Below are 22,182 nucleotides of genomic sequence, written 5' to 3' on the forward strand. Positions count from 1 at the left end.
ACTTCTTTTAAATAAGTTTTGATAAAGTATTAAATGATTGGGTGGTGAGCATAGTATAAAACTCTTCTGTAACAGAAGCGCTGCCGTGGTCTACCAGGAATTTCGCCTGCTCAGCAGATAAGTTTTCAGGGTTTTCATCAATAGAATCCGGGTATGGATTGGCCGGCGTACGATCCAGTGATGCACAAAATTCTACGGAAAGCACTTCATTATAGTTTATTTCCTTCAATGTATCGATGATCTTCCTCCAGTTGAGGTTACCCATTCCGGGCGCCATCCTGTTGTTATCTGCTACATGAAAACCTGCCAGTTTTCCCTTCGCCTTTTTAATCGCCTCAAACATATCTGCCTCTTCGATATTCATGTGAAAGGTATCCAGGCAAATGCCACAATTGGGTCCTGTCGCTTCTGCCAGCGCCAATGCCTGATCGGCCCTGTTGATGAAATAGGTTTCAAACCTGTTGATGGGTTCAATGCCTATCCGGATGCCGGATGCCTCGCTATAGTCGTAAATTTCTTTCAGTGCATTAACAGCCCATTTCCATTCTTCATCAGGCCGTCCGTCGGGTACAATTTTTCCAACTGTACATGGTACAACCGCCACCATATGGCCATCCAGTTCCTTTACCATTTTTATTACATCCTTCACATATTGCACCGATCTTGCGCGCTGCGCCTCATCCCTGGCAAGCAGGTTCCGGTCTCCCAACATCAGTGTTACAGCTCCCCAGCAGGACAAACCATGTTCCTGCATTAGTTTTCTTAGTTGCTTGGTATCATAATGTTCGGGTGTTCCGGCAATTTCAAGTTGGGTATATCCCAGCGCAGCAACTCTCCGCATGGTAGTTTCTATCGTTTCAGACCGCATCCAATTGTGTATCCCTAGTTCCATAACGCATTAATATATAAAAGTGGAATAATGTATTTGCAGGTGATTTATTTGTCCATCACAAAGAATGGACAATAGTATGGCACAAACTTGTTGGTTTCATGACGGGAACGTTTTTTAAAAAAATTCATTGTTTCACAAACTTATTCAGACTTCCATTGAAATAAAAGTACTTCATTTGCAAGATATCGATACTATATTTACCATATTCCTGGTTTTTTTGCGTTAGAAAATAAATAGTGTACTAAAGATAAAGACGTTATGAAAGTTTCTTACCGACACATATCTACTCCGGAGGATGCCAGTTTTGTAATTAAAGAATTCTGTCAACCCCGGTTCACCAATACGTTCCATTTTCATCATGGGCACGAGTTGATCCTGATTGTAAAAAGTGCGGGCAGAATGTATGCAGGAAATAAGGTGATGAATTACAACGAAGGAGAAATTTATATGTTCGGGCCGGGTTTGGTCCATTGCTTCTGCAATAACAGTTCACCTGTTGGGGCCGACGAAATAGCGCATGCTATTATCGTACAGTTTACAGAAGATTTTGTTGGCAGGGATTTTTTCGAAAAGCTGGAATTGAGAAAGATAAAAGAACTGATGCAGTTATCCCAGTATGGAATAAAATTTAATAAAATATCCGCTGCTGTTCATAACCTGTTTTTTCAGTTTCAGGCAAATCAGCAAATGAAAAACCTGATCATACTTTTACAGATCCTGGATGAATTGTCGCTACAGGGCAGGGAGAGTGTGCAACTACTAACAGATGATCCCGGGAAAACACGTTATAAGGATGCAGATTCAAAAAAATTAGAACCCATATTCAAGTACGTATTGGAAAATTACCCTAATCATGTAGATAGCAAATCTGCCGCATCTCTTGCCTGTATGAACGAAGCGGCGTTTTGCCGCTACTTCAAAAAAAGAACCACCAAAACATTCTCACAATTTGTAAATGAGATAAGGATTAGTCACGCTACGAAGCTGTTAATAGGCACAGAAAATGGGATCTCTGAAATATGCTATGCCTGCGGTTTTGACAATGTATCCTACTTTAACAGGCAGTTCAGAATCTACCAGGGAAAATCTCCCAGGGAATACCGCAAGGCATTTATAGAAAGTAATGTAAGCACACCGAGTTTCCGGCCTACGGGGAGTTAAGTTGTTCCTTTCGGCGACAATAGCAGATCAGCTGCGATATTACGCTTCAACCGCCTTGCTCACCTTACGGTACACAAACTCATGGTAAATATGCCTGCGGCAAAATCTGCCCGGCGTATCGGAGTTAATCAGCTTAATGTATAATGCTTTTGGAACGTCGAGGTATTCATAGCTGCTGCCATCTTCAAAGTGAAGCTGAAGCGTTTGTTTCTGGTAGGAGAAATCCACCAGTGTAGATGCTGAAATGGTGGCGGTGTATTGTGGTAACGCAGCAGCAATTGTTTCAGGCGCTATGCTCACTAAAAAGTGATAAGCTTCAATCAGCTCTTTACTCTTTGCTTCCGCTTCCAGTTTCTGATCTTCTGCCAGTCCTTCAAATTTATCAGGATGCCACTCCTTCATTAAATTCCTGTAGACCGTTTTTAATTCTTTTACTTCAGTAGTTTTGGTAACGCCCAGTAACTTCCTGTAATCAACTATTTTACTCATAATGTATTTATTCAAAAAATAAACAGGCTGATCATTATGAGCAGGCTACCATTTATCTTACCCCGAAAAACGGGCAAAGTTACGCTTTTTTAAGCTCCCGGCAAGAATTTATTTAACCTTTACAGTGGCGGCTTTCAGGGATATAGGCATGTTATATGCATAAAATCACCTATTTTAATGTTGAAAAACCATCTTATGAAACGGTTGTTATTGTTAACCATGTTGCTGTATTGTCTGCCCATCCATGCACAGCAGCTGGACTCCCTGAAATATCCCAATGGCTGGCTTTATTATCACGTATATGGCAAGGGTAGCCCGGTGATAGTGCTGTCCGGTGGTCCCGGCAACTCCTGCCTGCAGCAGGAAGAAGTAGCGATTGAGCTGGGAAAGCATTACAGGGCCATTCTGCTGGAACAACGGGGCACCGGCTTGTCTATCCCCGTACCGTTCGATTCTACTACTATCAATCTCAAAGCCGCTGTGGAGGACATAGAGCGGCTGCTACATAAGGAAGGCATCCGCAAAACCATTATCTACGGCCATTCCTGGGGCGCCATGCTGGCAATGAGCTATGCTGCTGCACATCCGGAAAAGGTCCGTGCACTGGTGCTGGCAAATCCCGGCTATTATAAGTTCTCGGCCGATTTCAGGACTACGCATATGAATAACCTGCGCGGGCGGCTGGGCGTGTCCGACCTGGCTGTAATGGATTCGCTGGGTAAAAAGATAGAAGGAGGGAAGGCAAATGGTGCGGATAGTGCGCTGTATAACCGTACCGTACGACTGGCATACATTTACAACAAAGCGGACATCGATAGCCTCATGGCGAAAATTTATGTCGCAAAACCCAATGGCCGCATGCAAACACTGATGGTGTCGGACCTGCAGCGGATACATTTTGATCTCAGTAAAAACCTGCCGCAATATAAAGGGCCGGTAACCGTGATTGGCAGCCGCCAGGACCCATTGGCTTTCTATACCTATGAACTGAAAATTATCCGTCCGGATATAGTACTACATTGGATCCAGGCCTCGGGGCACTTCCCGATGTTTGAACAACAACCCGCGTTTTTCCAGGTATTGGAAAAGGTAATGACAGCCAGCGCTACACATCCATAAATTCCCAGGCGCTCTGGTAAGCGTTTTTATGCTCTGCATAAGTGATGAAGTCTGCATAAAACCCAAGCTGGGAAAGGGTGCCGCTGTCGCCTATCACCACCAGCTTCTTACGGGCGCGGGTCATCGCTACATTCATCCGGCGGATGTCTGATAAGAAGCCTATTTTATTTTCTGTGTTGCTGCGCGTCATGCTGATGTATACAATATCACGTTCCTGTCCCTGGAAACTATCGATGGTGTTTACAGATATTTTGTCTGCATAGGGCTGTAACAGCGGGGAGTGTTGCAGCTGTTCTTTTAATAATTGTATTTGTTGTTTATAGGGAGATATAACCGCCACCGTTGGAAAGTCTTTCGGCTGGTAATGTTCCCCCAGTGCGGTGACCAGCTGTGTAAGATGTTTAAATAAAAATACAGCTTCTTCCGGGTTGGTGGTACTGGTGCCATCCAGCTTTTCATCAAAACCGCAACCGGCGGTATCTACAAAGCTGAGCGGGTTATCTTCAGAAAACAGCAGGTGTCCGGCAACAGAGGCGTGTGCCTTTAGTTTATCTTCATAAAAGATACTGGAAGAATATCCCATGATGGTAGCATGCATGCGGTATTGCTCTTCCAGCAGTGTTACGCTTTCCGGGTGCAGGGCAGTGCATTTCTCCAGCAGGGTGGTGCTGAGTCCTTTGCGGGCGGCTTCGTCCGATTTTACGGTGGGCGACAGCTGGCAATGATCGCCCGCGAGGATCACCTTCTGCGCTTTCAGGATGGGAATCCAGCACGCGGGTTCCAGTGCCTGCCCGGCTTCATCTATTACTACCGTGTGATACTTTAAATTTTTCACGGTATAATGACTGGCGCCTACGAGCGTGGCGGTGATCACCTGCGCTTTGGAGATGACGTCATCAATAATATATTGTTCTGTATTGCCTACTTCTTTCATGATCTTGCGGGCCTCGTCAAACAAGGCTTTCCGCTGATCCCTTTCTGCTTTGCCAAAGTTACGTTTGTATTTATGCGCCATGTCGCGGAATTCGTTGGCCTGTTTCTTCAGGCGCTTGATTTCTTTGATGCTGGTATGCTCGGATACTTTACTGTCGAGCGTGAGCGACATCAGCCGCTCAGATACGCGCGCCGGATTACCTACCCGCAACACATTCAGCCCTTCGTCTGATAGTTTTTCGCTGAGCAGGTCTACGGCGGTATTGCTGGGTGCTACCACGAGTATTTGTTGCTGTTCCTGTTTGATCAGTGCTTTAATGGCCTGTACCAGGGTAGTGGTTTTACCGGTTCCCGGCGGACCGTGTACTATAGCCAGGTCGCCGGCGGAGAGTATTTTATTAACGGCCGATTGCTGGGAAGCATTCAGCGCGGGATTTACATAAGGAGTTATATCAGGGTGAAACACGGGCTTCTTTTCCCCGGTCAGTATTTTTATCAGCCGTCCTTCCGGTTCTTTATCGTGCAATGCGTCCGCCTGTTTCAGCGCGTTTTGCATTTCATCATAGCTGTTGTCATCAAAAAGCACATCGATGCCCAGTTTGCCGTCGCTGGCCCATTCCGGTAGCTCGTCGGTGCGCAGGGTGATCTTCAGCCGGTTGCCGCCCTGGTAAGTAATGGTACCTTCAAGATGATCCTGTTTGGGATCATGGTTGGAAAATAAAACAGCAGAAGCACCAAAACGCAGCTGATGCGGCAGGTCCTGGTGGGTGGTGCGTTCCACTTCCACGGTCAGGTAATCTCCTCTGCTCATTTCCGATCCTCTGATGGCAATCGGGTACCAGGTAAGTCCGTTTGCCCTGCGATCTGCTACAGACGTGGATTCCGTCATTTGTTTATATGATCTCCGGTCTTCTTCCCGCTCTGTTTTTAATAAATCAAGCTGCTTTTTGAAATAATCCATGACGCAAAGGTAAGATGTTCCTGAATTGTCGCAATCAACCATTAAGAATGTCGTATTCGCCCAGCAGAAATAAAAACAAATGCGGGTAAGTTTGTATTGTCAATCAAACAACATAAAAAACAACCTATATGGAAGCGCAAACAATTTATCTGAATAAAAAAGCTCCTTCAAAAGCAGCTAATATTACCGGTTGGGTAATCACTGTTCTTTGTGTACTCTTTCTCCTGGTGGATGCCATCATGAAAGTAATTAAGAACATCTATTCAATGGAAGGCAGTGTGAAGCTGGGCTGGCCGGCAGAACAGGTGCAGGGGATCGGCATTGTATTGCTTATTGCTACTATATTGTATGCCATTCCACGTACGGCAGTACTGGGCGCTATACTGATCAGCGCTTACCTCGGCGGCGCGGTAGCTATCATGTCAAGGATAAACGAACCTTACTACTTCCCGGTGGTATTCGGTATCCTGGTGTGGGTAAGCCTTTTCCTGCGTATCCCTGCGCTGCGCGCGCTTTTCCCAATACAAAACAGCCAGTCGTAATCTTATTCTGTAATCCATAAACCCGGAAAAAATGGCAACGAAGATTTTTGTAAACATTCCTGTTAAAGACCTGGATAAATCAAAGAATTTTTTTACCAGTCTTGGTTATTCTTTCAACCTGCAATTCACCGATGATAAAGCTGCCTGTCTCGTTATTTCAGAAGATATCTTCTTTATGCTGCTGACAGAACCATTCTTTAAAAGCTTTACCAACCAGGAAATAGCAGATACTTCCAAAGTAAATGAAGCCATTATGTGCCTGTCGGTCGATAGTAAAGCAGCCGTAGATGCACTGGTAGACAAGGCGGTAAAGGCCGGCGCCAAAGCGCCTAAGCCGGCGGAAGATCAGGGCTTTATGTATTCCTGTGGCTTCCGCGACCTCGATGGCCATTTGTGGGAAATCGTATACATGGACCCATCTGCAGTAGAGCCTCAGTAAATATATTGTTCATATAGAAGACAACGCCTTTGTATTGCCCCGCAGTACAAAGGCTTTTTATTATGGGTACGGTAAAAAAAATTCCCCCGGCAGATAGGGGAATGGCAAATTCCATGCGTCCTGAAAATAAACGGACTATTACCATGCTACTACCAGATACATTGAAAAATTATTTCCGGCAAACGATGTTCACCGCCTCTTTGGCTGTGGCCGTTACTTTTACCGCATCAGCACAGGACAGCAGCGCCCTCGCCGGGAAGAAGGGAATGTTGCTGCTGCCGGCGCCCCAAAACGGTTCCTTTGGCGAAGCCACAAATAATAAACAATGGCAATGGCAGCAGTACCTGCCTGCCGTAAAGGATAGCAATAACAGCAGGAGCTTTATATATGAGGCGTATCCATCTCACTACCACTATAATATAAACAACAACCGGCAAACATCCCCTTTCCGGTGGAATGACGTGGCAGGCATCACCGCGATGGCGCTGATAACTTATATCCTTTCCCGGTAAGGAATCGCCATTTTATCATGTTACTTAACGCCTTATCTATAAAAAATCGAATTATTTAAGTGTTCCAACATAAAATATCAGGTTATTATTATGATAATTGGTATTTTTTTCGTTTGTTTATGTTTATAACATCTGAATAAGCGAAAATATTGAACATTATAAAAAAATATAATCAATCAGATGAATCTAACATATTGGCCTTACTGAAAGAAGGTGATATGGGTGCGTATGAGGCCATCTACAACGAATATTGGCCCCGTTTATACGGATATGTATACAACAGGTTAAAAAGTAAAGAAGTAGCAGAAGAAATTATCCAGGAAGTATTTTTCTCTCTCTGGAAAAAACACGAGCAACTGCAACTCACACACTCGCTCTCCGCTTATTTATTTACCGCGGTAAAATACCAGTTACTCAACTATCTCAAATCAGACCGTATCCGCAAAACCTATATCCACCAGTTTGCGCAATTGCCGGAACAACCATCCGATAATTCCAACGAGGAAAATATGGCCGCCACTGATCTTAAAAATACAATGGAGAAAGAAGTATCGCGGCTGCCGGAGAAATGCCAGCAGGTATTCAGGATGAGCCGTCATGAACATCTCTCTGTTACCGACATCGCCAATACACTGAACATCTCCCATAAAACAGTGGAAAACCATCTTACCAAAGCCCTCCGGCAGCTGAGAATGGTGCTGGGCCATCACCTGTGTTTGATCATCCTGCTGGATGCAGCCCTCAATTTTTAATTTTTTTTTAAAAGACGTAGGTGTTACTGTTTTCCTGGTGTACTTATCTATAGGTGACACTATTAACTGCCTGATTAAATACAAGTGTGAAAAACTGATGAACAACCAGGATCTTAAAAATTTAATCGAGAAATATTTAAATGGTACGCTGGAGGCTTCCGAGGCACAACAGCTGGAACAGTGGCTGGATGCAGCCGGCGACGAGCACGCATTTGATGCCATGCCCGAAGCAGAAAAGGACGCGGCCAGGATAGCAGGATACCATCACCTCGTAGAACGGATCAATAAACATAAACAACCGGGTATTATAAGGCCATTACTCCGTTACTGGAAAGCCGCTGCCTGCATTGCCTGCATAGTTATTGCCGGCGCTGTATTCAGCAAGGAATTGCTGAACATGGTGGCGCCCCATCGGTTGGTATCACTGCAAAGCATTCCCGGCAAAACAAAAAAACATATCCTGTCGGATGGCTCTATCGTATGGCTCAAAGGAAACAGTAAGCTAATATTTCCGGCAAGCTTTGGCGCCGGTAACCGCGAGGTAACACTACAGGGAGAAGCGCTCTTTGAAATTGCCAAAGACCCGCGGCACCCTTTCCTGGTGAAGTGCGGCACACTCACCACCACGGTGTTGGGTACCAGTTTCAATATCCGCGAAACAGGCAAAGAAACACAGGTAACCCTGCTCACCGGGAAAATTGCACTCAGCGCGCCGCAGTCGGCTCCCGTAGTATTATACCCGGAACAACAGGCTGTATATGCTGCTACCGGCACGGCTATACGTAAACAGGAAGAAGGAACGCCGCCCATTAACGACATCACAAAAGGTACGGAATATAACATGGCATTTAATGATGCCACCATGCAACAGGTTTTACAACGGATAGAAAATAAATTTGAAGTAGACATACAACTGCAGGACGCAGTGATCAACTCTAATCTAATCACGGCAGATTTTACTGACCAGTCTTTACAACACACAATGGAGATGATCAGCCAGGCACTCAACCTGGACTTCAGCATCAAAGGGAAAACTATTTTACTCAAACAAAAAAAGTGAAAAATGAACCTGTTATCAACCACAATCGAATCGAGTCAAACACAAAAAATCAACATCATGGCTAACATCAATTCCAACTAAAAAGCTGGAGGGGTGACAGCCCCGCCAGCTTATGATAAATAGCCCTGTTTATCACCGCGTGACAGCGCGGTAAGGGAATTCCTTTGTCAAATTCTTTCCGAAATCTAACAAAGTACAAGGTCTATGCTCATAAATCTAAAAAGAAATGCCTTCCTGTCCAAATGCAAGAAAGTAACGGCGATCAGCCTGATAGCAGGCGTATTACTTTATGGGATCACCGGCCCCGCTGCCGCACATGCCCAGGGAATCCTCGACAGGAAAATATCGCTGCAGGCAGATGATATGAGCCTGAAAGGTGTGCTGAACCAGATCCACAGCAAAGCAGAAGTGAAATTTGTATATAGCTCCAGCCATATTGCGCTCGACAGAAAAGTATCCGCAAAAGCCGACCAGGAAGCACTCGGTAAAGTGCTCGACAGGCTCCTCGGCCGCCTCGAAATAGGTTTTGTAGTGAACGATAATTATATCATTCTCACAGATAATGAGGCCACCTCCAAACGCGCTGCCACCCTCGATATGAACTCCATTCCTCCGGCAGACATCGTAGTGAAAGGAAAAATATTGAGCGAAACAGGCGATCCCTTCCCCGGTGCTACCGTTATGGAAAAAGGTACCGGCAACGGCGTTACCTCCGCAGGCGACGGCACCTTCACCCTCAAAGTAAAAGAAGGCGCCACCCTGGTGATCACCGCCATCGGCTACAGCATCACTGAAGTAAAAGCGTCAGACGCCGGCATCGTTCGCCTGAAGGCCGCCGTAAAACAACTGCAGGACTTCGTGGTAACCGCCGCCGGTATTGCCCGCCAGAAAAACAGTCTGGGTTATTCCGTGAGTACCATTACCTCGGATAAACTGGCACAGAAATCAGAACCGGATCCCGTAAGAGCCCTCACCGGCAAAGTAGCCGGGGTGAATGTACAATCCGCCGGCGGTGTGGCCGGAGGTGGTACCAACATCACCATCCGTGGTAACTCCTCCCTCAACGGCAACAACCAGCCACTGTTTGTGGTGGACGGGGTGCCCTTCGACAACTCCAGCTTCGCCAACGTAGGCGCTACCACGGTAGGCGGCGCAGGCGTTACTAACCGCGCATTCGATCTCGATCCGAATAACATTCAAACCATGACGGTGCTGAAAGGCGCCGCCGCCGCTGCATTGTACGGATCAAGAGCTGCCAACGGCGCTATCATCATTACCACAAAAGCAGGTAAAAAGAAAAGCAGGAAAGGCACGGAAATTACTTACAACACCGGCTATTCCGTGGAACAGGTATCCGGTCTGCCTGATTATCAAACCAAATACGGACAAGGTACCAACAACGACTACCGGCAAGGGGTATACGCTTCCTGGGGCCAGCCCTTTGAAGGTGTGAAAAGCATCCTGCCTACACGCGCTACCATTCCGCACCAGCTCACAAGGCAATTCTCTTCCGCGGTGTTCCCGCAGTTCTACGAAGCCGATGGCGTAACACCCATCCAGGTGCCTTATAAGTCATATGCAAAAGAGAACGCAAAGAATTTCTTCCGGCAGGGTAGTGTATACGAAAACGCCATTACCATCTCCTCCGGCAACGAAAAAGGAAACTTCAACGCAGGCTTCTCCAATACAAAAAATAAAGGCGTAGTACCCGGCAACGAAATAAGCCGCACCTCCGTTAATATCGGCGGAAACATCCGGCTGGAAAATAAATTCTATGCCAGCGGCGCTATCAACTACGTCACCACCCGGCAGAAAACGCCACCGGTAGGCGGTCTCACAGGTTCTATCATGTCTACCCTCATGTACGTGCCAACCAGCTACGATCTCACTAATTATCCTTACGAGAACCCGATAGATGGCAGTAACGTATACGACTACACGGGAGTGGATAACCCCTACTGGTCGGTGAAACACAGTCCTTCTACCAGCGACGTGGACAGGTACTACGGTAACCTGGTACTGGGCTTCGATCCGCTGCCCTGGCTGAATGTACAGAACACCATCGGCTTCAACGCGTACACCGACAGGCGCATGAGCGTACGCGGTAAAGGCAGCTCTTCCTATCCCAACGGAAGCATCACTTCAGATAATATTTACCGCCAGGAACTGGATAACACCCTGCTGGTAACCGCCACCAAACCTCTTACATCAGATTTATCACTGCGCGCAATTGTGGGTAATAACGTGAATCAGCGGCTCACAGACAGGAAAGCTTTTTACGGGGATAATATCATCGTGGCCGACCTGATAGACATGAATAACACCAGCTCTGTAACACCCATACAGCTGATCAATAACAGGAACATCCTGAAACAGCGCTACTATGCCTTCTTTACAGACATCACCTTTGATTACAAAAACTTTGCCTCCCTCAACTTTGTAGGACGCAACGATATTTCCTCTACACTGCCCTCCAATAACAGGAGCTATTTTTATGGTGGTGTAAACGGATCACTGGTGTTCACAGAAGCGCTGCATCTGCCAAAAGGAGTGCTTAACTTCGGTAAGGTAAGAGCAGGTTATACCAAAGTAGGTAACGAAGCATCTCCTTATCAAACACAAAATTTTTACCAGATCAATCCTATCCTCGGCGCAACCACTGTGCCCGCAAACGTAGGTCTGCCCTTCACTCCGGCCGGTGGCAGTGTGTATAACGTAGTAACACAGGCTAACCTGCTTACCAACGCCAACCTGAAACCGGAGTTTATTACGGAACTGGAACTGGGTACAGAACTGCAGTTCTTCAATAATCGTATAGGCATTGACTTTACCTGGTACAATAAAAAGAGTACTTCGCAGATCTTCGAGGTTACTGCCGCACCATCTTCCGGCTATACCACCCAGATCCTTAATCTCGGTGAAGCCACCAACAAAGGAGTGGAGCTGGGTTTGACGGTAGTGCCACTGCAATCTAATAATGGCCTCAACTGGGATATCTCGGCCAACTTCACCCGCAACAGGAACATCATCCGCGACCTCGGAGGATATGAACGCTTCAGCTATGGCGGTACCAACGGTACCAGCAGCGTACACGTAGTAGGACAGCCATACGGCCTTATCCAGGGAACGGCCTATGCACGCGACGATGAAGGCAATGTGCTCATAGATCCCAACACCGGTAAACCACTGATCTCCGGCGCACTCAAAGCAATCGGTAATCCCAACCCCGATTTTATGGTGGGCATTACCAATACGTTCCGCTTCCGGAGCTTCTCACTGAATATCCTGTTCGATTGGAAACAAGGCGGACAGCTATACTCCCGCACTGTTGCAGAGATGCTGTCACGCGGCGTTACACGCGATATGGAGAACCGCGAATTTACCATCGTATCACCGGGCGTACTGGGTGATATCAATACACAAACGCCACTGCTGGATGATAAAGGCAATAAGATCCCGAACAATGTGGCGCTGTCTTTTGAAGATCATTTCTTCAGCAGCAGTATGGGTCCTGGCAACGGTGGTATCAATGAAGGCTCGGTATTCGATGCCACCGTATTCCGCCTGCGTGAAGTGGCGTTGGGATATGAAATTCCCAAAAACTTTTTAGGTAAAACACCTTTCGGCTCTGCGTTCATTTCTGTTACGGGTAGAAACCTCTGGTACAGCGCACCCAACTTCCCGAAGTATACCAACTTCGATCCGGAAGTAAGCTCGCTGGGCGTTGGTAACTCACAGGGATATGATAACCTGGCAGTACCTACCACCCGCCGCTTTGGTGTAAACCTGAAATGTTCTTTCTGATCATAAAACCTGATATGATGATGGCACTTAAATATATTGCATATACAATAGCACTGGCAGGTGTTTTCTCCGTTACCGGTTGTAAAAAGTTTGTAGATATCAATACAGACCCCAACAATCCCACTACTGCCCAGTTATCTTTATTACTGCCGGCTACTGAAGTATCAATGGCAGCCAACATGTACCAGCTGAACAGCGGCACCGCCACTTTTATGCAGTACACTGTTTTCTCCTCCGGCCTGAGCAGGCTGCAGCAGCAGGGTACCAGCTTCAACGACTCGTGGGACGGCTTTTATACACAAACGCTGAACGACCTGGAGTCCATTATAAAAACTGGTACAGCACAGGAACAATGGGGCTATGTAGCTATCGCAAAACTGGAAAAGGCATACCTCGTAAGCCTGATGGTAGACATGTGGGGAGATATCCCTTATTCACAATCACAGAAAGGCCAGGAAACCGTGAGCCCTCCCTTTGAAAAAGGCGCGGATATTTATGAAGATTTGTTGAAGATGATCGACGAAGCAGCTGTTGATGCCGGTAAAATTTCCGCCACCACCCTGGTTCCTGCTACATCCGATCTCTTGTACAGCGGGCTTAAAAACTCCTGGCTCATGATGGCCAACTCGCTGAAACTAAAACTATATAACCAGATCCGCCTGGTGAATCCTGCACGGTCTACGGCCGCCATACAGGCGTTGCTTGCCGATCCGGCCACACTGATAGGCGGTACTACCAATACCAACGCATTGGACTTCACCTTCCGGTTCGGCCCCGGTCAAAATCCCAACAACCGGCATCCCTGGCACCGGTCTGAATACCAGGGCAGCAAAACGTTTTACATGAGCCAGTCGCTGATCGATTTACTGTTTAACAGCGACGATCCCCGGTTGCGCTACTACATCATCCGTCAGAATGCCACTGCAGGGTTAAACAACTCGGCCAACAGCAACGGCTACTACGGCCGCAATCCCGGCGATGGTACAGCCGCACCGGCCGATCTGAACCGGCGCTCTACTTTCGGCATCTATCCTGCCGGCGGTTTGTACGATAACGCACCGGTAAATAACATCCCCGCTACCAATCAGTTCCTCACCAATACCAATGCCACCGGCGCACTCAAAGTAGTAGGCCCCACAGATGGCACTGGCGCAGGCATCATGCCCATGATCACCAATGCAATGGTAAAGTTCATCCGCGCGGAAGCGGCGCTTACACTCAACACCGGCGACGATGCCCGTCAGGCTTTTAAAGATGGCATCATCGCACATCTCAATGCGGTGAGTACCTACGCTGCCGCCAATGGTGGCGTTGCATTACCCGCTACCACCATCGCTGATTTTGCCGCGGGCCAGCTGGTGAAATATGATGCCGCCAACAATGCCGGTAAACTGGAACTGGTGATGACGCAGAAATACATCGCGCAATACGGCAACGGCATGGAAGCGTATAACGATTATCGCCGTACCGGCTTACCGGCATTGCGCACGCCACTGTCGCCGCTCAACACCTTTCCGCTGCGACTGTATTACTCTGAAACCGAGCTTACAGCCAATACCAGCTTAGGTGACGACGCCAGCCGCTTACAGGTGGCGCAGCAAACAACACCGGTTTTCTGGGATAAATAAGTGAAAAAAATTACGGGACTAAAATTATAATTATGAAACATTTTATAGTTGCCATACTGCTTATTTCATTAGTTGCATTTTCCTGTAAAAAGGTGAAGTACGAATGGGAGGAATATACCTATACCGCCGTGCCGGTAGTTACCATAGATACTACCAAAACAGCCCTGCCAACGCGGCAGGCGGGCAAAGTAGCTTTCTTTAACCTGAAAGATCCGGATGTGGCCAGTCAGCAGTTTGCCTTTGCCCTCAACTGGGAAGGATTTGGGAAAGAAACAGTTACTTCTATCGAAGTATATACCAGCTATAATAAAGCCGAAACCAGCGTACCTGCTTACCCGTTAGTCATCTCTTCTCCCGGTAATCAATATACGAATATCGCACAGTTTCCGCTGCCCAGCATAGTAGGTACCAACGATCATTTATATGAAACGGTGACTACCTTTCCAAAAACATATTCCTTTACAGCAGCGCAATTGGCAACACTGAATAATGTAAGTCTTTCAAATGTGGGCGTAAACGATTACTTTTTGTTCAAATTTATCCTCAACCTGGCCGATGGCCGCAGGATCGTTACCTTCTTCAACAATATCTGCGATGAAGCAAGAGGTGAACCCGGCGACTGCCGCGTAGGTGTGAGGTTTAAAAAACAATAGAAAACCCGTTTTGATCAACTGAAACTGATAACCCGTATGAATAGTAAATTTTACTACCTGCTGCTCCTGCTGCTGACAACCGTAGCGGTAGCATGGGCACAGCAGGTGCCATCTCCCAAAGAACATTTTGGTTTTAATATAGGAGATGATTATAAACTGGCTAACTATACTCAAACGGCTGCCTACTTTAAAAAACTGTCCGCGTCTCCCCGTACCAAACTGGTAGATATCGGGCTCACAGAAGAAGGCCGCCATCAGTATATGCTCATCGTTTCTTCCCCGGAAAATATAAAACGGCTGGAACGGTATAAAACCATCTCCCAGCAACTGGCGCATGCAGAAGGTCTTACGGACCAGCAGGCCCGCGAACTGGCCGCAGAAGGAAAGTCCGTGATCTGGATCGATGGCGGATTACACGCCACAGAAGTAGTAGGCACGCACCAGCTCATTGAAACCATGTGGCAGCTGGTAAGCCGCACCGATCCGGAAACCATGAACATACTGGATAATGATATCATTCTCTTAACACACGCCAACCCCGACGGGCAGGAACTGGTGTCCGACTGGTACATGCGGGAACCCGATACCAGCAAAAGAGCTACTAACATACCACGGCTATACGAAAAGTATGTGGGGCATGATAATAACCGCGACTTCTACATGATGAACATGAAGGAAAGCCAGAACATCAGCCGCCAACTGTTTGTGGAATGGCTCCCGCAAATCATGTACAACCATCACCAGCGCGGCCCCGCAGGCTCAGTACTCGCCGGCCCGCCTTACCGCGATCCTTTCAACCACGTATTCGATCCGCTGATCGTAACCAGTATCGACGCCGTAGGCGCTGCTATGAACAATCGCCTCAACGTGGAAGGTAAGCCCGGCTACACCCAGCGCGCAGGTTCACAATTCTCCACCTGGTGGAACGGCGGTTTACGTACTACGCCCTATTTTCATAACATGGTAGGAATCCTGACGGAAATAATAGGTAGTCCTACACCGGAAAATGTGCCCCTGGTACCGGAACGACTCATCCCCAATGGCGCTACTCCCAACCCGGTAACGCCCCAGCGATGGCACTTCCGGCAGTCGATCGATTATTCCGTATCACTCAACTACGCGGTACTCGACTACGCCTCCCGCTATCGCAGCGAACTGCTGTTTAATATCTACCGCATGGGCAGCAATGCTATCGCAAGGGGAAACCGTGATAACTGGACGTTCTATCCAAGCTATATCGACAGCATAAAAATTGCCAATAAGAACAATAAAAAATCCGAACCCGGTACAGAAGGAGAAGGTGGTGGTGGTGAATTCTCCTTCGGCCGGGAGGATACCGTGGCGGTGAAATACTATGATGCTGTACTGAAAGATCCCGGACGCAGAGATGCCCGCGGGTACATCATTCCGGCAGATCAGGCAGATTTCCCCACCGCCGTGAAATTCATCAACGCCCTTATTCAATCAGGCATAGCGGTGCAGAAAGCCACGGCTGCTTTTACAGTGGCAGGAAAACAATACCCTGCCGGCTCATACATTGTAAAAACCAGCCAGGCTTTTCGCCCGCATGTAATAGACATGTTCGAACCACAGGACCATCCCAACGATTTTCAATATGAAGGCGGTCCGCCTATCCGCCCTTACGATGCCGCCGGATGGACGCTGGCGTTTCAGATGGGTGTGAAGTTCGACCGTATTTCCGACAGCTTCAGCGGCCCCTTTGAGAAACTGCCTTACGGTAGTTTGCAATCCCCGCCAAAGCAGGAGGTAACCACAGGCAAAGGATACCTCATCGATGCGCGTATCAACAACGGTTTCATTGTAGTAAACGATCTGCTGAAAGCAGGCGTGAAAGTATTTCGTGTGCCCGTTGGCGTTAAAGAGGCCGGCAGCTTCTATATACCTTCTTCTGCAAAGGCGCATGAACTGCTGGTAAAAGACGCCGCCTCATTTGGTATACCCGTTACCGTTAGTGAAAGCAAGCCTGCCGGGTTAAAAGCAGTGGCGCCTATGCGCATCGGCATCTGGAACAACTACGGGGGATCTATCCCTGCCGGCTGGATCAGCTGGCTGATGGAACAGTATCATTTCTCCTACGAATTCATCTACACTTCAGCGATTGACAGCGGAAAGCTCCGCAGCAAATACGACATGATCATCTTTGCTACCGGCGCTATACCCGACACCGGCAAACCTAAAAAGCCACGCAGCGGATTTGAACCCAAACCGCCCAAACCGGAAGAACTGCCCGCGCAATACCGCAGCTGGCTGGGAAAAATTACGGCAGATACCTCTATCCCACAGCTGAAGAAATTCCTGGAAGATGGTGGCCGCATCGTTGCCATCGGTAGCAGCACTAACCTCGCTTATCACCTGCAGTTACCGGTACAGAACGCACTGGTGGAAAAGAACAGCAAAAATGAAATGAAACCACTCAGCGGCACCAAATACTATATTCCCGGCAGCCTCCTGCTGGCGGATATCGATACCACCGCAGCAGAAACCTTTGGCATGGCCGCAAGAAATGATGTGTATTTTGAGCGCAGTCCCGTTTTTAAACTGAGTGCCACCGGTGATACTGCGGGTATTAAAAAACTGATGTGGTTCTCTGACGATAAACCATTACATAGCGGATGGGCCTGGGGCCAGCAGTACCTCAAAAATGGCATTGCGGCTTTTGTGGCGCCGGTAGGCAAAGGCAAACTATATGCTTTCGGCCCGGAGATCATGTTCCGGGGCCAATCTCACAGTACCTTTAAATTACTGTTTAACCAATTGTATAAATAATTTATGAGGCAGCAAATCATTTTGGGCAGTATCATGTGTTGTTTCGCTTTATCTGCGGCAGCACAGCAGAATAAAGACAAAGCAGCTATGATCACGTACCTGGATCAGCACACCGCCAGCTACGATACCATTGCAAAAAAGATCTGGAGCTATGCGGAACCGGGTTACCTGGAACAACAAAGTTCAGCGCTGCTGCAAACAACTTTGCAGCAACAGGGCTTCACCGTAAAAGCCGGTATCGCCGGTATTCCCACGGCGTTTGAAGCCAGCTATGGCAGCGGCGAACCGGTCATCGCCATCCTCGCGGAATACGACGCCTTACCCGGTTTATCACAGGAAGCAGTGCCGGAAAAACACCCGGTAAAAGACGGCGGACCCGGACATGGCTGCGGGCATAATCTTTTTGGAACTGCCTCCGTGGCCGCTGCCGTTAGTGTGAAAAACTGGCTGCAATCCAGCGGTGCAAAAGGAACCATCCGTTTGTATGGTTGCCCTGCGGAAGAAGGCGGCTCCGGGAAAGTATACATGGTAAGGGAAGGATTGTTTAAAGATGTAAGCGCGGTGTTACACTGGCATCCGGGCAACCAGAACTCTGCGGCAATAGCGCCGTGGCTGGCCAACAAGAACGCTAAATTCAGGTTCTATGGCACCGCGGCACATGCATCCGGTTCTCCTGAAAAAGGCCGCTCTGCCCTCGATGGCGTGGAAGCAATGGACTATATGGTGAACATGATGCGGGAACATGTACCTTCCACCACCCGCATTCACTACGTGATCACCAAAGGTGGCGACGCACCAAACGTAGTACCTGCCTTTGCAGAAGTATATTACTATGTAAGACACCCGGAAATGAAAGTGGTGAAAAGCGTGTGGGAAAGATTGGTGAAAGCTGCGGAAGGCGCTGCCCTGGGAACCGGCACCCGCATGGATTACGAAGTAATAGGAGGGGTGTATAACATGCTGCCCAATATCACGCTGTCGCAAATAATGGATAAGAACCTGCACCAGGTAGGCGGTTTCAGTTATACCCCGGAAGAAAAGGATTTTGCCAAAAAGATCCAGGCCACGTTCGTGGAAAAAGATAATACCCCCGACCCTGATACCGTTACTTCCCGCGTGAGTCCTTTTACCATGATCAAAGACGCCGGCGGCGCTTCTTCCGACGTGGCAGATGTAAGCTGGGTAGCCCCTACGGCCGGTATTGTAACCGCCACCTTTGTGCCGGGATCATCAGGTCACAGCTGGCAGAATGTGGCTGCCGCCGGCAGCAGCATCGGCGTAAAAGGTATGATGGTAGCCGCCAAAACAATGGCGCTCACCGCATACGATTTGTTTAAAAGCCCGGAAGCCCTGAAAGTGGCAAAGGAAGAACTGGATAAAAGACAGGGAACCGGGTTCAAATATGAAGCAATGCTGGGCGATAGAAAACCCGCACTGGATTATCGTAAATAACTCAATCAGTAAACGCTATGAGAAATAAACTGCTTGTCACGCTCACCGCTGTTGGACTGTTTTGTACAACTGCGGTGGCACAAAATATTCCTTCTCCGAAAGAACATTTTGGATTTAACATCGGCGACGATTATCAACTGGCCAACTACACGCAAACAGCCGCGTACTTTAAAAAACTGGCGGCCACGTCGAGCCGCGTGCAGCTGGTAGATATCGGCAAAACAGAAGAAGGCCGCGATCAGTATATGCTGATCATCTCTTCTCCGGAAAATCTTAAACTGCTGGAGAAATATAAAAAGATTTCGCAGCAGCTGGCACGCGCAGAAGGTATCTCTACGGAACAGGCCCGCGCACTGGCCGCAGAAGGAAAAGCAGTGGTATGGATCGATGGCGGCCTGCACGCCACCGAAGTAGTAGGTACGCACCAGCTCATTGAAACCGCCTGGGAACTGAGTAGCCGTAAAGATCCGGAAACCCTGCGCATCCTCGATAATGTGATCATCCTCATGACACACGCCAACCCGGACGGACAGGAGCTGGTGTCCAACTGGTACATGCGCAATGCAGATACACTGAAACGCACTGTTGATCAGCTCCCCGTACTATACCAGAAATACATCGGCCATGATAATAACCGCGATTTCTACATCATGAATATGAAAGAAAGCGTGAACATGGGCCGCCAGTTGTTCCTGGAATGGATGCCGCAGATCATGTACAACCACCACCAGCGCGGACCGGAAGGATCCGTACTCGCAGGCCCGCCTTACCGCGACCCTTTCAATTATTTCTTCGATCCGCTGATGATCACCGGTATAGATGCACTTGGCGCGGCTATGTATAACCGCCTCAATGCAGAAGATAAACCCGGTTACACCCGCCTCAATGGCTCCAGCTTCTCTACCTGGTACAACGGCGGCTTACGCACCACCACACAGTACCATAACATGATCGGGTTGCTCACGGAAATTATCGGTAACCCAACACCGGAAAAGATCCCGGTGGTACCGCAACGCTTAATACCTAACGGCGCTACCCCCAACCCGGTAACACCGCAAAACGACTGGCGCTTCAAACGCTCTATTGATTACTCGGTGTCGCTCAACTACGCCGTACTCGATTATGCAGCCAGGCAACGCGATGAAGTGCTTTTCAATATTTACAAAATGGGTAAGAATGCCATCGAAAAAGGCAGCCAGGACTCCTGGACATTATCACCCAAACGCTCCGAAGCTATTACCGCCGCTTTTAAAAAGGATAACGTGGATTCCACCGACAAAAACGATGGCAGCGATCCGTATGGCTGGATGCGCCGGGGAAGCAATATCCCGATGAAGTATTATGATGCGGTGTTTAAAGATCCTGCCGGGAGAGATCCCCGCGGCTACATCCTGCCCGCCGGCCAGGCCGATTTCCCGACAGCCGTAAAATTTATCAATGCCCTCATCAAAGCAGGCATACAGGTACAGAAAGCAGATGCGGCGTTTACGGTGGCGGGTAAACAATATCCTGCCGGTTCCTACATCGTAAAAACAAACCAGGCTTTCCGCCCGCATGTATTGGATATGTTTGAACCACAGGATCATCCAAACGATTTTCAGTATCCCGGAGGTCCTCCTATCCGGCCATATGACGCCGCCGGGTGGACACTGGCCTTTCAGATGGGCGTGCAGTTCGACAGGATCCTCGATAGCTTCGACGGGCCATTTACAAAGCTGCCCTACGGCGCGTTACAAACGCCTCCCAAAGCAGCACTGGCTACTGCCGGCGGCTATCTTCTGAGTGCGCGGGAAAACAATGCTTTCATCGCGGTAAATGACCTCATGAAAGCAGGTGTGAAAGTATACCGTCTTACCAAAGGAGTGGCCGGTAACGATAAAGCCGTTCCGGGTAATTTTTATGTGCCCGCAGATGGCAAGGCAAAAGAAATACTGCAACAATCAGCTGCTACCCTCGGCCTTAAAACCACCGGTATCAGCAAACGCCCGGCAGGAACCGTAAGCATGGCGCCCATGCGTATCGCATTATGGGATACCTACGGCGGCTCTATGCCTTCCGGCTGGATGCGATGGATCATGGAGCAGTATCATTTCCCGTTTGAGGTAATATATCCGCAGGATATCGATACCGGTAATCTCCGCAGTAAATACGACGCCATCATCTTCGCTACCCGCGCTATCCCGCCGGTATCAGGCGCAGAGCCCAACAGGTATGGATATGCCCCTAAAGATCCTTTGCCCGCGGATATCCCGGAACAATACCGGCACTCTTTAGGTAAAATCACCAAAGAGAAATCCATTCCGCAGATAAAAACCTTCCTCGAAGAAGGCGGCACCGTGATCACCATCGGCAGCAGCACCAACCTGGCCTATCACCTCGGACTGCCGGTACACAATGCGCTGGTGGAAAAAGATAATGCCGGTAAAGAAAAACCGCTGCCCGGTACCAAATATTTTGTGCCCGGAAGCATCCTGCAGGTATCGTTCGATAGCACGCACCCCGCTGCATGGGGTCTCCCCGCTGTAGGAGATGTAAACTTCGATAACAGCCCCGTATTCCGCCTGGATCCGGATGCAACGGGTAAAGGAATTAAACCGATTGCCTGGTTTTCTACGGATAAACCATTGCATAGCGGCTGGGCATGGGGACAAGCATACCTGAAAGACGGGGTAGCCGCATTTTCTGCCCCCGTTGGCGCCGGCATGCTCTATGCTTTCGGTCCTGAAATTACTTTCCGTGCACAGTCGTTAGGCACCTTCAAGTTATTGTTCAATGACCTGTACGGAATGGATACCAAAGAAGCAAAACTGGTGAGAAAGAAGGGATAAGAGATATCATTTAGTCATATATCAACAGAACGGCCAGGCAAATTGCCTGGCCGTTCTGTTACCGGGAAACCCTTATCCCGCCGGTGTTGCCGTTTTCCGGTACAGTTTTTGTTTTTCCGGAGTTATACTTATCAACATCAAAGTTTATGTCACACGCGAATGATCTGAAA

General features: G+C 48.4%; 16 protein-coding genes. 13 read left to right on the plus strand and 3 right to left on the minus strand.

The genetic code is table 11. From position 1 onward, the window contains the following. Positions 1 to 7: 7 nt before the first annotated feature. Positions 8 to 892: a sugar phosphate isomerase/epimerase family protein gene (locus V7S65_RS01095; protein WP_336386501.1), complete on the minus strand. Its 885-nt coding sequence runs from the start codon at positions 890 to 892 to the stop codon at positions 8 to 10. Positions 893 to 1,150: 258 nt separating this feature from the next. Here V7S65_RS01095 and V7S65_RS01100 point away from each other — a divergent pair, with 258 nt between their 5' ends. Beyond that, positions 1,151 to 2,053, plus strand: coding sequence for an AraC family transcriptional regulator (locus tag V7S65_RS01100; RefSeq protein WP_079468638.1), 903 nt, complete (start codon positions 1,151 to 1,153; stop codon positions 2,051 to 2,053). Between the two features lie 39 nt (positions 2,054 to 2,092). Here the strand turns inward: V7S65_RS01100 and V7S65_RS01105 are convergent, their stop codons facing one another. After that, positions 2,093 to 2,542 carry a KTSC domain-containing protein gene (locus V7S65_RS01105; protein ID WP_336386500.1) on the minus strand — a complete coding sequence of 150 codons (450 nt, stop codon included), beginning with the start codon at positions 2,540 to 2,542 and terminating at the stop codon, positions 2,093 to 2,095. 195 nt (positions 2,543 to 2,737) lie between these two features. Between V7S65_RS01105 and V7S65_RS01110 the strand changes: the two genes are divergently transcribed. Continuing rightward, positions 2,738 to 3,661 carry an alpha/beta fold hydrolase gene (locus V7S65_RS01110; protein WP_336386499.1) on the plus strand — a complete coding sequence of 308 codons (924 nt, stop codon included), beginning with the start codon at positions 2,738 to 2,740 and terminating at the stop codon, positions 3,659 to 3,661. Here the strand turns inward: V7S65_RS01110 and V7S65_RS01115 are convergent. After that, positions 3,648 to 5,555 (minus strand): AAA domain-containing protein, encoded by a 1,908-nt coding sequence (locus V7S65_RS01115; protein WP_336386498.1) that lies wholly within the window; start codon positions 5,553 to 5,555, stop codon positions 3,648 to 3,650. The two genes, V7S65_RS01110 and V7S65_RS01115, sit on opposite strands and share 14 nt — an antisense overlap. 128 nt (positions 5,556 to 5,683) lie before the next feature. Between V7S65_RS01115 and V7S65_RS01120 the strand changes: the two genes are divergently transcribed. The 11 genes from V7S65_RS01120 to V7S65_RS01170 all read left to right on the plus strand — a co-directional run bounded on the left by V7S65_RS01120 (position 5,684) and on the right by V7S65_RS01170 (position 22,012). Further along, entirely contained in the window at positions 5,684 to 6,097 is a 414-nt protein-coding gene (locus tag V7S65_RS01120) for a DoxX family protein (protein ID WP_079468634.1), read from the plus strand. Between the two features lie 31 nt (positions 6,098 to 6,128). Next, on the plus strand, positions 6,129 to 6,536 hold the full coding sequence (locus V7S65_RS01125) for a VOC family protein (protein WP_111580517.1): 408 nt from the start codon (positions 6,129 to 6,131) through the stop codon (positions 6,534 to 6,536). Positions 6,537 to 6,679: 143 nt separating this feature from the next. Then, complete coding sequence (locus V7S65_RS01130) at positions 6,680 to 7,048, plus strand: hypothetical protein (protein WP_336386497.1); 369 nt, start codon at positions 6,680 to 6,682, stop codon at positions 7,046 to 7,048. 149 nt (positions 7,049 to 7,197) lie between these two features. Beyond that, on the plus strand, positions 7,198 to 7,800 hold the full coding sequence (locus tag V7S65_RS01135; protein WP_336386496.1) for an RNA polymerase sigma-70 factor: 603 nt from the start codon (positions 7,198 to 7,200) through the stop codon (positions 7,798 to 7,800). Positions 7,801 to 7,897: 97 nt separating this feature from the next. Further along, a complete protein-coding gene (locus tag V7S65_RS01140; protein WP_159454219.1) occupies positions 7,898 to 8,860 on the plus strand; it encodes a FecR family protein in 963 nt (320 codons plus the stop codon). 204 nt (positions 8,861 to 9,064) lie between these two features. Then, positions 9,065 to 12,664: a SusC/RagA family TonB-linked outer membrane protein gene (locus tag V7S65_RS01145; protein ID WP_336386495.1), complete on the plus strand. Its 3,600-nt coding sequence runs from the start codon at positions 9,065 to 9,067 to the stop codon at positions 12,662 to 12,664. Between the two features lie 17 nt (positions 12,665 to 12,681). Next, positions 12,682 to 14,292, plus strand: a complete 1,611-nt coding sequence (locus V7S65_RS01150; RefSeq protein WP_336386494.1) for a SusD/RagB family nutrient-binding outer membrane lipoprotein — start codon at positions 12,682 to 12,684, stop codon at positions 14,290 to 14,292. Between the two features lie 32 nt (positions 14,293 to 14,324). Then, on the plus strand, positions 14,325 to 14,945 hold the full coding sequence (locus V7S65_RS01155) for a hypothetical protein (protein WP_336386493.1): 621 nt from the start codon (positions 14,325 to 14,327) through the stop codon (positions 14,943 to 14,945). A gap of 36 nt (positions 14,946 to 14,981) precedes the next feature. Further along, entirely contained in the window at positions 14,982 to 17,732 is a 2,751-nt protein-coding gene (locus V7S65_RS01160) for a M14 family metallopeptidase (protein ID WP_336386492.1), read from the plus strand. Between the two features lie 3 nt (positions 17,733 to 17,735). Next, positions 17,736 to 19,184: an amidohydrolase gene (locus tag V7S65_RS01165; RefSeq protein WP_336386491.1), complete on the plus strand. Its 1,449-nt coding sequence runs from the start codon at positions 17,736 to 17,738 to the stop codon at positions 19,182 to 19,184. 17 nt (positions 19,185 to 19,201) lie between these two features. Next, positions 19,202 to 22,012, plus strand: a complete 2,811-nt coding sequence (locus tag V7S65_RS01170; RefSeq protein ID WP_336386490.1) for a M14 family metallopeptidase — start codon at positions 19,202 to 19,204, stop codon at positions 22,010 to 22,012. Positions 22,013 to 22,182 lie beyond the last annotated feature (170 nt).

Origin of the sequence: Chitinophaga sp. CCNWYY40 (assembly GCF_037483205.1) — a bacterium.
Taxonomy (GTDB): domain Bacteria; phylum Bacteroidota; class Bacteroidia; order Chitinophagales; family Chitinophagaceae; genus Chitinophaga; species Chitinophaga ginsengisegetis.

Bases quoted from the DNA above. Each gene is read 5' to 3' on its own strand.
- V7S65_RS01095 (WP_336386501.1), bottom strand. From the start codon at position 892: ATGGAACTAGGGATACACAATTGGATGCGGTCTGAAACGATAGAAACT.
- V7S65_RS01100 (WP_079468638.1), top strand. From the start codon at position 1,151: ATGAAAGTTTCTTACCGACACATATCTACTCCGGAGGATGCCAGTTTT.
- V7S65_RS01105 (WP_336386500.1), bottom strand. From the start codon at position 2,542: ATGAGTAAAATAGTTGATTACAGGAAGTTACTGGGCGTTACCAAAACT.
- V7S65_RS01110 (WP_336386499.1), top strand. From the start codon at position 2,738: ATGAAACGGTTGTTATTGTTAACCATGTTGCTGTATTGTCTGCCCATC.
- V7S65_RS01115 (WP_336386498.1), bottom strand. From the start codon at position 5,555: ATGGATTATTTCAAAAAGCAGCTTGATTTATTAAAAACAGAGCGGGAA.
- V7S65_RS01120 (WP_079468634.1), top strand. From the start codon at position 5,684: ATGGAAGCGCAAACAATTTATCTGAATAAAAAAGCTCCTTCAAAAGCA.
- V7S65_RS01125 (WP_111580517.1), top strand. From the start codon at position 6,129: ATGGCAACGAAGATTTTTGTAAACATTCCTGTTAAAGACCTGGATAAA.
- V7S65_RS01130 (WP_336386497.1), top strand. From the start codon at position 6,680: ATGCTACTACCAGATACATTGAAAAATTATTTCCGGCAAACGATGTTC.
- V7S65_RS01140 (WP_159454219.1), top strand. From the start codon at position 7,898: ATGAACAACCAGGATCTTAAAAATTTAATCGAGAAATATTTAAATGGT.
- V7S65_RS01145 (WP_336386495.1), top strand. From the start codon at position 9,065: ATGCTCATAAATCTAAAAAGAAATGCCTTCCTGTCCAAATGCAAGAAA.
- V7S65_RS01150 (WP_336386494.1), top strand. From the start codon at position 12,682: ATGATGGCACTTAAATATATTGCATATACAATAGCACTGGCAGGTGTT.
- V7S65_RS01155 (WP_336386493.1), top strand. From the start codon at position 14,325: ATGAAACATTTTATAGTTGCCATACTGCTTATTTCATTAGTTGCATTT.
- V7S65_RS01160 (WP_336386492.1), top strand. From the start codon at position 14,982: ATGAATAGTAAATTTTACTACCTGCTGCTCCTGCTGCTGACAACCGTA.
- V7S65_RS01165 (WP_336386491.1), top strand. From the start codon at position 17,736: ATGAGGCAGCAAATCATTTTGGGCAGTATCATGTGTTGTTTCGCTTTA.
- V7S65_RS01170 (WP_336386490.1), top strand. From the start codon at position 19,202: ATGAGAAATAAACTGCTTGTCACGCTCACCGCTGTTGGACTGTTTTGT.